This window comes from Pigmentiphaga sp., assembly GCF_019689535.1.
In the GTDB taxonomy this organism is placed as follows: Bacteria; Pseudomonadota; Gammaproteobacteria; order Burkholderiales; family Burkholderiaceae_B; genus Pigmentiphaga.
Genome location: NZ_JADGHH010000133.1, coordinates 1 through 9,790, shown reverse-complemented (window position 1 = coordinate 9,790; position 9,790 = coordinate 1). Strand labels below are relative to the sequence as shown.

The 9,790-nt window shown below is 66.6% G+C and carries 11 protein-coding genes and 1 pseudogene; 10 read left to right on the top strand and 2 right to left on the bottom strand.

Annotated elements, in window-relative coordinates:
- Nucleotides 1–80: 80 nt before the first annotated feature.
- From IRZ12_RS12130 to IRZ12_RS12105, 6 genes are all read left to right on the top strand, one after another.
- The gene (locus tag IRZ12_RS12130; RefSeq protein WP_296468751.1) at nt 81–881 is read left to right on the top strand and encodes an SDR family oxidoreductase; all 801 of its coding nucleotides are present in this window, start codon (nt 81–83) and stop codon (nt 879–881) included.
- A gap of 25 nt (nt 882–906) precedes the next feature.
- The gene (gene folB, locus IRZ12_RS12125; RefSeq protein ID WP_296468749.1) at nt 907–1,272 is read left to right on the top strand and encodes a dihydroneopterin aldolase; all 366 of its coding nucleotides are present in this window, start codon (nt 907–909) and stop codon (nt 1,270–1,272) included.
- A gap of 12 nt (nt 1,273–1,284) precedes the next feature.
- Nucleotides 1,285–2,256 (top strand): tRNA 2-thiocytidine(32) synthetase TtcA, encoded by a 972-nt coding sequence (gene ttcA / locus IRZ12_RS12120; RefSeq protein WP_296468747.1) that lies wholly within the window; start codon nt 1,285–1,287, stop codon nt 2,254–2,256.
- Nucleotides 2,253–3,008 carry an ABC transporter ATP-binding protein gene (locus tag IRZ12_RS12115; protein ID WP_296468745.1) on the top strand — a complete coding sequence of 252 codons (756 nt, stop codon included), beginning with the start codon at nt 2,253–2,255 and terminating at the stop codon, nt 3,006–3,008. Before ttcA ends, IRZ12_RS12115 begins: the two co-directional genes overlap by 4 nt.
- Before the next feature lie 40 nt (nt 3,009–3,048).
- The gene (locus IRZ12_RS12110) at nt 3,049–3,816 is read left to right on the top strand and encodes an ABC transporter permease (protein WP_296468741.1); all 768 of its coding nucleotides are present in this window, start codon (nt 3,049–3,051) and stop codon (nt 3,814–3,816) included.
- Nucleotides 3,817–3,930: 114 nt separating this feature from the next.
- Nucleotides 3,931–4,920, top strand: a complete 990-nt coding sequence (locus tag IRZ12_RS12105; RefSeq protein WP_296468739.1) for an ABC transporter substrate-binding protein — start codon at nt 3,931–3,933, stop codon at nt 4,918–4,920.
- Between the two features lie 89 nt (nt 4,921–5,009).
- Here the strand turns inward: IRZ12_RS12105 and IRZ12_RS12100 are convergent, their stop codons facing one another.
- Nucleotides 5,010–5,744: a DUF3108 domain-containing protein gene (locus IRZ12_RS12100; RefSeq protein ID WP_296468737.1), complete on the bottom strand. Its 735-nt coding sequence runs from the start codon at nt 5,742–5,744 to the stop codon at nt 5,010–5,012.
- Nucleotides 5,745–5,887: 143 nt separating this feature from the next.
- Between IRZ12_RS12100 and IRZ12_RS12095 the strand changes: the two genes are divergently transcribed.
- Genes IRZ12_RS12095 through IRZ12_RS12080 form a run of 4 tightly spaced genes read left to right on the top strand, consistent with a single transcriptional unit; the run spans nt 5,888 to nt 9,414 of the window.
- Nucleotides 5,888–6,871 carry a fumarylacetoacetate hydrolase family protein gene (locus IRZ12_RS12095; protein WP_296468735.1) on the top strand — a complete coding sequence of 328 codons (984 nt, stop codon included), beginning with the start codon at nt 5,888–5,890 and terminating at the stop codon, nt 6,869–6,871.
- A gap of 24 nt (nt 6,872–6,895) precedes the next feature.
- Nucleotides 6,896–7,567, top strand: a complete 672-nt coding sequence (locus IRZ12_RS12090; RefSeq protein ID WP_296468733.1) for a PhaM family polyhydroxyalkanoate granule multifunctional regulatory protein — start codon at nt 6,896–6,898, stop codon at nt 7,565–7,567.
- 7 nt (nt 7,568–7,574) lie between these two features.
- Nucleotides 7,575–8,765, top strand: a complete 1,191-nt coding sequence (locus IRZ12_RS12085) for an FIST N-terminal domain-containing protein (RefSeq protein WP_296468730.1) — start codon at nt 7,575–7,577, stop codon at nt 8,763–8,765.
- Between the two features lie 28 nt (nt 8,766–8,793).
- Nucleotides 8,794–9,414: a glutathione peroxidase gene (locus tag IRZ12_RS12080; protein WP_296468728.1), complete on the top strand. Its 621-nt coding sequence runs from the start codon at nt 8,794–8,796 to the stop codon at nt 9,412–9,414.
- A gap of 29 nt (nt 9,415–9,443) precedes the next feature.
- Here IRZ12_RS12080 and IRZ12_RS12075 read toward each other — a convergent pair.
- A pseudogene (locus IRZ12_RS12075) lies at nt 9,444–9,790 on the bottom strand (hypothetical protein); the annotation flags it as partial.

Genomic DNA, 9,790 nt, shown 5'->3' with positions numbered 1-9,790 from the left:
CAACCGCCCCGCGCATGCGCGGGGCCGCGCCTTGCTAAACTTGGGGCCTTTGCCGCCCCCGTCCCGGATTCCGTGCCGCCATGAGCGAAACGAGCCCCGTCTCCTCCCGTCCCGTTGTGCTGGTCACCGGTTCCGCCCGGCGCATCGGCCGCGAGATCGCGCTCACCCTGGGACGCGCCGGCTGGAATGTCGCCGTGCACTACGCCACCTCGCACGACGACGCGCAACAAACATGCGCCATGCTGCGCGCGCTAGGGGTCGAGGCCGAGGGCTTCGCCTGCGACCTCGCCGACCAGGCCGCGCTGGCTTCCCTGGTCCCGTCGGTAAAGGCTTGCTTCGGGCGCATCGACGCGGTGGTGAACAACGCCTCGACATTCGAGTACGACGACGTACATTCGTTCAGCCTCGACATGCTGCAGGCCCACATGCTGCCCAACCTCGTCGCGCCCGTGGCGCTGGCGCGCGACCTCGCCGCAGCCCTGGCAGACAGGGGGGCGGATGCGCGCGGCGTGGTGGTCAATCTCCTGGACCAGAAGCTCTGGAACTACAATCCCGACTTCTTCTCCTACACGCTGAGCAAGGCCGCGCTCGAGGCGGCGACGACCATGCTGGCCCAAGCGTTGGCGCCGGCCGTGCGAGTGGTAGGCGTGGCGCCCGGCCTGACCATGATCAGCCACCTGCAAACGCCCCAGCAGTTCGCCCAGACCCACGCCATGGCGCCGCTAGGTCATGCCAGCCATCCGGAAGACGTTGCGCATGCGGTCCTGTTCGCAGTGCAAAACCGCTCGATCACCGGCACCACGCTGCTGGTCGACGGCGGCCAGCACCTGGTGGGCTTCCAGCGCGATTTCAGCATGATGAACCCGCCGGCGGACACTTGACCCTCGGCCATCCTTGAGTACAACCATGGGCACACGCCGCATTTTCTTCAACCGCCTCGCCGTGGACGCGCAGATCGGCATATTGGATCACGAGCGCGGCGCCACGCAGCCCCTGCATGTCGACGCGGAAATCGACCTGGAAGGGGTGGACAAGCCGCGTCACGACGGCATCCAGGAGGTGCTCGACTATCGGCGGCTGCGCGAATGCATCGTCGACGAATGCACCCGCACCCACGTCAACCTGCTCGAAACCCTCTGCGACCGGCTGGCCTCCCGGCTGCTGGCGCAGTTCTCCGAAATCCGCGAAGTGCGCCTGCGCGTCTCCAAGCCCCAGGCCTTCGCCGACTGCGCCGCCGTAGGCATCGAAGTCACGGCGAACCGCGACAACTGATGGAAGCATGAGATGAACGCCATCGACTCCGCCGTCGCCAACGCCCCGGACGCCGGCCGGGCGCGGCTCAAGCTCGAGCGCGAACGCATCAAGCTCGAAAAGCGCCTGTTGCGCGAGGCTGGCCGGGCAATCACCGACTTCAACATGATCGAGGCCGGCGACCGCGTGATGGTCTGCCTGTCCGGCGGCAAGGACTCCTACGGCATGCTGGAGATCCTGCTCAAGCTGCGCGAACGCGCGCCCATCGACTTCGACATCGTCGCGGTCAACCTCGATCAAAAGCAGCCGGGCTTTCCGGCCGACGTCCTGCCGCGCTACCTGACCGAAAAAGGCGTGCCATTCCACATCGAGACGCAGGACACCTACTCGATCGTCACGCGCCTCATTCCGGAAGGCAAGACGATGTGCTCGCTCTGTTCGCGGCTGCGGCGGGGGATCTTGTACCGGGTCGCCGATGAGCTCAAGGCAACCAAGATCGCGCTCGGCCATCATCGCGACGACATCCTGGCGACGTTCTTCCTGAACATGTTCTACGGCGGACAGCTCAAGAGCATGCCGCCCAAGCTGGTCTCCGACGACGGCCGGCATACCGTCATCCGGCCGCTCGCCTACATCAAGGAAGACGACCTCATCGCCTATGCGCAATGGAAGGCCTTCCCCATCATCCCCTGCAACCTGTGCGGATCGCAGGAGAATCTCAAACGCAAAGAAGCCGGACGGCTGATCGACGAATGGGAGCGCGCCTTCCCCGGACGCGTGGAAAACATTTTCAATGCCCTCTCTCGCGTCACGCCCTCGCACCTGCTCGATCGCAATCTGTTCGACTTCGTCAATCTCCGGCCTACCGGCGTGCCCGACCCGAACGGGGACGTGGCCTTCGACCAGGTGGATCCGCAGCCTGCGCCCCCGGGCTGCGGCGATGACGAGGCAGCCGGCCTCACGGAACGAACGGTGCGATTCTTCCGCACCGGCCAAGCGGGTTGAACGCGCCCCCCGTCCTCGAAGCGCGGGGGGTCGCACGCCGCTTCGCCAACGGCGTGGAAGCCCTGGCGCCCCTGGATTTGACCGTGCGGGCGGGGGAGTTCGTCACCCTGCTGGGCCCGTCGGGCTGCGGCAAGACCACGTTGCTGCGCATCTTTGCCGGGTTGGACGCGCCCACGTCCGGCTCCCTGCTCCGGCGGGCGGACGGAAGCCAGCTCTCCTACGTTTTCCAAGACCCGACGCTGATGCCCTGGGCCTCGGTTGCCAAGAACGTGCGGCTGCCCCTGGACCTCGAGCGCGGTGGGCGCCGGGCGGGCAAGCAGGCGCGGGATGAGCGGGTGCGCCATGCACTCGAGCGGGTCGGCCTGGCTGATTTCGCCGATGCCCTGCCCCGCGAACTTTCAGGGGGCATGCGCATGCGCGTGTCCATCGCGCGCGCCCTCGTGACCGAACCCAAGCTGCTACTGATGGACGAACCGTTCGGCGCGCTCGACGACATCACCCGGCAGCACCTCGACGACGAATTGCTGGGGCTGGCGGCCAACCAGGGATTGACCGTGGTCTTCGTGACCCACAGCATTTTCGAAGCCGTTTACCTGTCGGACCGCGTCATCGTGATGTCGCGGCGTCCGGGACGCATCATTGCCGACATTGCGATCGACGCGCCTAGCCGAGATGCGGCGTTCCGCGTCTCGCCGGGCTTTGCCATGCAAGCGGCGCGCCTGCAAGCCGCCCTGCTCGAGGGGCAGCAATGACCACGCGGCTTCGGCGCCCCGCGCTCGCTGGAGGATGGGCATGAACACCGGCCTGAGGCTGGGTGCGCCGGTACTGGTCGCACTCATCGTGATCGCGCTCTGGCACGGCGCCGTCCGCGCCTTCGACGTCCCGGTTTATCTGGTGCCCTCGCCGGTGGACGTGGTCCATGCCCTGATCCAGGACTGGGAGCTGCTCAGCAGGTCGCTCTGGATCACGTTGGAAATCACCGGCCTTGCCCTGCTCGCGGCCACGGTGCTGGGTGTGTTGCTGGCGTTCCTGTTCGTGCAGAGCCGGGTCATCGAGGCCAGCCTGTTCCCCTATGCTGTGCTGCTGCAGGTCACGCCCATCGTCGCCATCGCACCGCTCATCATCATCTGGGTCAAGAATACGCTCGCGGCCCTGACGCTCTGCGCCACCATCGTCGCCATCTTCCCCATCATCAGCAATACCGTGCTGGGCCTGCGCAGCGTCGACCCGGGGCTCATGGATTTCTTCCGCCTCAAGCGTGCCAGCCGTTGGCAAATCCTGTGGCGCCTGCGCATCCCCTCGGCGCTGCCTGCGTTCTTCGGAGGCCTCCGGATCGCCTGCGGACTGGCCCTGATCGGCGCGGTGGTGGCCGAATTCGTGGCCGGCACGGGCGGCTCGCAGACCGGCCTGGCCTACCAAATCCTGCAGGCCGGATACCAGATCAACATCCCTCGCCTGTTCGCCGCGCTCTTGTTGATCACTCTTGCAGGGGTTGCGCTCTTTGCTGCCATGACGCTGCTTTCCCGCGTCGCGCTCGCGCGCTGGCACGAAACGAACTGAGCACCGCGGAACGGACGACCCCTGCCGGCCATCTCGGCACGCCGGATGGCAAGATGCCGCCTACATCGGTACTATGCTGCACGCCCTAGGATTATTTCTTACGGAACACGCACGATGCGCATAGCCTTCCCGATCGTCCGCACAGTGTGCGCCGCCGCGGCGCTGGCTTTAGCGAACCTCGCCCACGCCGAGGCTCCCGTCAAGCTCGTATTCGGATCCAACTGGTATGCCCAGGCCGAACACGGCGGCTTCTACCAAGCCGTTGCCGAAGGCATTTACAAGAAACACGGCCTAGACGTCACCATCAAGATGGGCGGCCCCCAGGTCAACGTCCTGCAACTGCTGCTGGCAGGCCAATACGACGTTGCCATGGGAGACGACCTGCAAACCTACAAGGGCGTCGAGCAAGGCCTGCCCCTGGTGACGGTGGCGACCACCTTCCAGCAATCGCCCACGGTGCTGGTTTCGCATCCCGGCCCCAAGACCTTGGCCGACCTCAAGGACAAGACGCTCTACATCGGCCAAGCCAGCGAAACCACCTACTGGCCCTGGCTCAAGACCAAGTACGGCTTCACCGACGCCCAGAAGAAGCCGTATACCTTCTCGGTACAGCCCTTCCTGGTAGACAAGAACTCCGCCGTCCAGGGCTACCTTGCCTCCGAACCGTTCACGATAGAGACCCAAGGCGGCTTCAAGCCTACCGTCTTCCTCCTGGGCGACTATGGCTACCCGCCCTACGCGCAGACCATCGTCGCCACCCGGTCCGGCCTGGCGGCCAAGAAGGACGCCATCCGGCGCTTCGTCGAGGCGAGCGCCGAAGGCTGGAAGAGTTACCTGCGCAACCCAGCGCCCGGCAACGCCCTCATCCTGAAAGACAACCCGCAGATGACGCAGGCGCTGCTCGACTATGGCGTCAATGCCCTGCGCCAATCCGGCCTGGTCGACGGCGGGGACGCCCGCGCCCGCGGGCTCCTGACCATGACCGACGAACGCTGGAAGAAAACCTACGACTTCATGGTGCAAGAGAAACTGCTGAGCCCGAAAGTCGACTACCGCTCGGCGTTCACGACCGAGATCGTGGACCAGGTCCGCGTACTGCCCTGAGCGGCGGCGGCCGCGGCAGCCCGCCATGCCCATCGGTTCGCGGGCCGCTGGTCGGCGCGCGGCCGTGGGCCCCACAGAGCGGCCGCGCGCTACGGCCGCTCTATCCTGCGCACGACCTGGTCGAGAAAATCCCCGTCCGCTTCGTTCGACAGCACACGCACAGGCAACCAGTCGTGCGCCGGGGCCAGCCACACCTCGATTTTCTGGCCGTCGTCGTGGTCGCGCTCGCGAATCAGGTGCACGGCCTCGACGTCGCCCATGGGCGTGGAGAGTTGGTCGCGCGACGCGGCCCGGAAGTGCCAGTTGTCCGAACGACTGGAACCGGCGACGCGGAAAGACACGACCTTGCCGTTCGCGAAGGCCCCGCCTTCCGCGCGGCCGATGGCGGCAAGCTGCAGCAGCACGGACAGGCGGTCCTGCGTGCCGGGCTGCAGCGCCTCTTCGTTTCCGCTGGGCAGCTTCAGCCGACCCGAGGCCGAGTCGAACTCCGTGATCTTGACCCGCTTGTTGCGCATTTCGCGATAGCGGCTCGGCGCGAGGCCGGCCTCGCCGATGTTGCCCGTGCTCTCCCATTCGAAGCTGAAGAAGAGGAAACTGCCGCGGTTGACGATCCGATACTCGCTGCCGCCAAGACGCCATTCGAGGGTGCTGTCGGCGTTGATCTTGAAGCCCTTGGCCGACGCGCTGAGCTGGTAAGTCAATACGGCAGACGGCGGAGGCAAGCGGCGTTCGGCGCCAATGCCGCGTGGGGCGACGGCAGCCAGGGCGAACGCCGCACCAGCGCGCAAGAGATCTCGACGGGAAGAGCGGAAGATGGAATGCATGGCGGGCGGATGTCGATCACGGCCTGGGGGAAACGCCTCTATCGTACCGGACGCTCGTCCGCAAGCTGTTAGCGACTGCTACGGAACGCCTTTCCGTGTCATGTTACTGTTCGCTTCTCGTTCTCCATCGCTATCACGCAGCCATGAAACTCGCTTCTTACCGCGACGGTTCGCGCGACGGCCAATTGATGGTCGTCTCGCGCGACCTGCGAACTGCCCATTTCGCCACTGAGATCGCGCCCACGCTGCAACGGGCGCTGGACGACTGGAATTTCATGGCGCCGCAGTTGCAGGACCTCTACGACGCCCTCAACGCGGGGCGGGCCCCGCGTGCGTTCGAATTCGAGCCGGAAAAATGCGCCGCGCCCCTGCCGCGCGCCTACCAGTGGGCGGACGGTTCAGCCTACGTCAACCACGTGGAACTGGTCCGCAAGGCCCGCAACGCCGAGATGCCCGAAACCTTCTGGACCGATCCGCTCATGTACCAGGGCGGGAGCGACGATTTCCTCGGCCCCACCGACGACATTGTCTGCCCCTCGGAGGCCTTCGGCATCGACTTCGAGGGAGAAGTGGCGGTCATCACCGGGGACGTCGCCATGGGCGCCACGCCAGCCGAAGCAGCCGACGCCATCCGTCTCATCATGCTGGCCAATGACGTTTCGCTGCGCAACCTGATCCCGAACGAATTGGCCAAAGGCTTCGGATTCTTCCAGAGCAAGCCCGCCACGGCGTTCTCGCCAGTCGCCATCACGCCCGACGAGCTCGGCGATGCCTGGCGCGACGGCATGGTGCACCTGCCGCTGGTCGTCACGTGGAATGGCAAGGTGGTCGGCCGGCCGCATGCGGGAACGGACATGGTCTTCAATTTCCCGCGGCTGATCGCGCACATCTGCAAGACCCGCAACTGCCGAGCGGGCAGCATCGTCGGCTCGGGTACTATTTCCAATAAGGATCCCCAGGTGGGCTATGCCTGCATCGCCGAGAAGCGGTGCCGGGAAATCATCGCCGATGGGGTCGCCACCACCGAGTTCATGAAATTCGGCGACACTATCCGCATCGAAATGTTCGACGAAAACGGCGCCAGCCTGTTCGGCGCCATCGATCAGGTCGTCGCGGCGCCCGAGTAGCGCCCTGCGACCAAGGGAATCGCCATGGCACCTCCATCCTCCGACGCTTCCGGCACTGCCCATCCGTTCGGCATCCCGGGCCTGCAGTTGCCGGGAGGCGATTCCAACGTCGCCAACCCGGTGCTGCAAAGCTTGGAGATGATGCGGCAAGTCTGGGCCTCGCTCGGCGCCCTGTCGCAGGCGCCGGTTTCGCCCACGACGGGGCTGGACGAACTCGACCGGCGCCTCGCAGATTTGCGGGCCGTGGAAAACTGGCTGAACCTGAACCTCACCATGCTGCGCGGAACCATCCAAGGCCTGGAAGTGCAGCGCGCCACCATCTCGACGCTGCGCTCCTTCGCCCAGGCAGCCGGTGCGGCCCAGGCCTGCGGCAGCCAAGAGGCGCCCCCCTCGCCGCTGGAAGTCGCGCTCGGACTGCGCAAGCCGGCCGAACCGCAGCCCGGTGCCGCCGGCAACGCCTCATCGGCTTCCCAGCCCAACGCTGCCGCCGAAGCGCCGGGAGCGGGCGCCTGGTGGAACATGCTGAAGGAACAGTTCGACCGCATCGCTGCCGTCGCCACGGCTGGGCCTGGCACGCCGTCGCCCGCCCCCGCGTCCAAGTCGAAAACCAGCGTCGCCAAGCCGTCTGGCGCGCGCAAGCCGGCTGCCAAGCGCGGCGGCCCCGCGCCACGCCGCGCGCGGCCTCCGAAGGCCTAGTCGAGCCATGAGCGGGCAGTTCCCCTGGGCCCATGCCACGCACCCCGACTGGCGCATGTCGGCCTCGCTGTGCCTTGCCCAGATCGAGCGGGCCAGCCGGTCCGGCGCAGGTGCAGGCGCTACGTTGGGCTTTCTGTACTTGACGGACCACCACGCCGCCGAAGCGGCCGAGATTCTCGCTTTCCTGCGCGAACGCACCGGTGTGACGCACTGGACAGGTGCCATTGGCGTGGGCATCGCCGCCGGCATGGCCGAATACATCGACGAACCGGCTATGGCGCTGATGCTGGCCGATTTCGCTCCCGACGACTTTCGCATTTTCTCCGGGGCCGCGCGGCCGCCCGGGCGGGAAGCCCGGACGCCGGACGGCCGCCGCGCCGCATGGACGGCCCTCGTCCACGCCGATGCCGCGACCCCTGACCTGCCGGACCTGATCCAGGACATGCTGGGCAAGCTGGCCGGTGCCGCCGTCTTCGGCGGAGTCTCCAGCAGCCGCCACCCCCAGACCACCATCGCCAACCGCGTCCTGTCAGGCGGACTGTCTGGCGTCGTGCTATCCGAGAACGTCACCGTGGTCAGCCGGGTCAGCCAAAGCTGCCAACCCATCGGCCCCGTGCACCGCATCACCGAATCAACCGGGCACCGGCTCAGCCGGCTAGATGGCGCACCGGCGCTCGAGGTGCTCATGCGCGACATGGGCCTGCCCCTCGAGGCCGGCCCCCACCGCGGCGCCTACGCGCCAGGCGGCCAAATCCCGACGGCGGTGCAAATGCTGCAGGGTACTTTCGTCGGCATGGGCACGGGCGACGCCTTCATGCATGGCGACTACCAGGTGCGGCCGTTGATCGGCGTCGACCCGCACGAAGGCGCACTGGCCATCGGCACGGAATTGGAGGCGGCCGACCACGTGGTCTTCTGCCGCCGGGACCGGGGCGCAGCGCAGGCCGACTTGGTCCGCGCGTGTACCGCGCTGCGTGCGCAGATCGAATCCGAATACGGCGGCATGCACCGGGTGCGCGGTGCGCTCTACATCTCCTGCCTTGGCCGCACCGGCACGCTCTTTGGCGGCCCTTCTGCAGAAATGCAGCTGGTCCACGAGCAGCTGGGCGATTTGCCCCTGATCGGCCTCTACGCCAACGGCGAAATCTTCAAAGACCGGCTATATTGGTACGCAGGCGTGCTCGCCGTTTTCCTTTGACGGTGCGCGCCTGCCGGAGGAGCCGTACATGAAACCGTTCCACTCCGTAAGCGCCGCCCGTCCCGACCGCCGGCGCCTGGCCTGGCTGAGTGCGCTTCTGCTCGCCGCCGCGGTACTTTCCTTGGCCCCACCCACCGCCCGCTCGGCCGATGCCGCCGGTCCTTCTGCCTGCCCCGCCCTGCTCGACGTGAGTTTTCCGCGCCTGCAGGACGAAGCACCGCAGCATCTTTGCCAGTACCGGGGCAAGGTCCTGCTGGTGGTCAACACGGCGAGCTATTGCGGCTACACGCGCCAGTACGAGGGCCTGGAGCGGCTCTACGCCAGGTATCGCGAGCGCGGGCTGGTGGTGCTTGCTTTTCCTTCCAACGACTTCGGGCAACAGGAGCCCGGCACCAAAGAACAGATCGCCGACCTGTGCTTCAACACCTATGGTGTGAAGTTTCCCATCTTCTCCAAATCGGTGGTCAAGGGAGAGGGCGCCAATCCGCTATTCGCGGCGCTTGCCCAAGCCACGGGGCAGCCGCCCAAGTGGAACTTCCACAAGTATCTGGTCGCCCGCGATGGCAAGCCGGTCGCGTCCTTCCCGAGTGCCGTCGAGCCGACCGACGCGCGCGTGATCCGGGAAATCGAGAAACTGCTGGCCGGCTGAAACCCGCCGTCGCCTTGTGCAGCTACCCGTCAGCGCGCACCCCGCTGCCGGGACAAGTCCAGGAAGTCTTCGGCCAGCCTGCGCAAGCGCTCCCTCGCCCGCTCGCGCTGGGCGAGCGTGGCAGCATTGAATAGCTCGGCCGTCAATTGCGCCCGCGCGTGCTCCCACTTTTCCTGGCGGGCGCGCGCCTGCGCCTCCCCCGGCGTGTGCACGTCCGCAAGAAACGCCCGCAGCCGGGCCGCCAACTGCTCCGGGGACTGCCGCTGCGCTGCGTCCTCTAGGGAAGGTCTGCAAAACCTTCCTGCCAGACTGCCGGGATGGGACAATAGCGACATGAAGCAGATGAGTCTGGAGGCGCCGATGTATACGGGCTTTG

Excerpts from the sequence above, each read along its gene's own strand:
- IRZ12_RS12105 (WP_296468739.1), top strand. The coding sequence starts at position 3,931 with ATGCGCATAGCCTTCCCGATCGTCCGCACAGTGTGCGCCGCCGCGGCG.
- IRZ12_RS12090 (WP_296468733.1), top strand. The coding sequence starts at position 6,896 with ATGGCACCTCCATCCTCCGACGCTTCCGGCACTGCCCATCCGTTCGGC.
- IRZ12_RS12110 (WP_296468741.1), top strand. The coding sequence starts at position 3,049 with ATGAACACCGGCCTGAGGCTGGGTGCGCCGGTACTGGTCGCACTCATC.
- folB (WP_296468749.1), top strand. The coding sequence starts at position 907 with ATGGGCACACGCCGCATTTTCTTCAACCGCCTCGCCGTGGACGCGCAG.
- IRZ12_RS12085 (WP_296468730.1), top strand. The coding sequence starts at position 7,575 with ATGAGCGGGCAGTTCCCCTGGGCCCATGCCACGCACCCCGACTGGCGC.
- IRZ12_RS12100 (WP_296468737.1), bottom strand. The coding sequence starts at position 5,744 with ATGCATTCCATCTTCCGCTCTTCCCGTCGAGATCTCTTGCGCGCTGGT.
- ttcA (WP_296468747.1), top strand. The coding sequence starts at position 1,285 with ATGAACGCCATCGACTCCGCCGTCGCCAACGCCCCGGACGCCGGCCGG.
- IRZ12_RS12095 (WP_296468735.1), top strand. The coding sequence starts at position 5,888 with ATGAAACTCGCTTCTTACCGCGACGGTTCGCGCGACGGCCAATTGATG.
- IRZ12_RS12080 (WP_296468728.1), top strand. The coding sequence starts at position 8,794 with ATGAAACCGTTCCACTCCGTAAGCGCCGCCCGTCCCGACCGCCGGCGC.
- IRZ12_RS12130 (WP_296468751.1), top strand. The coding sequence starts at position 81 with ATGAGCGAAACGAGCCCCGTCTCCTCCCGTCCCGTTGTGCTGGTCACC.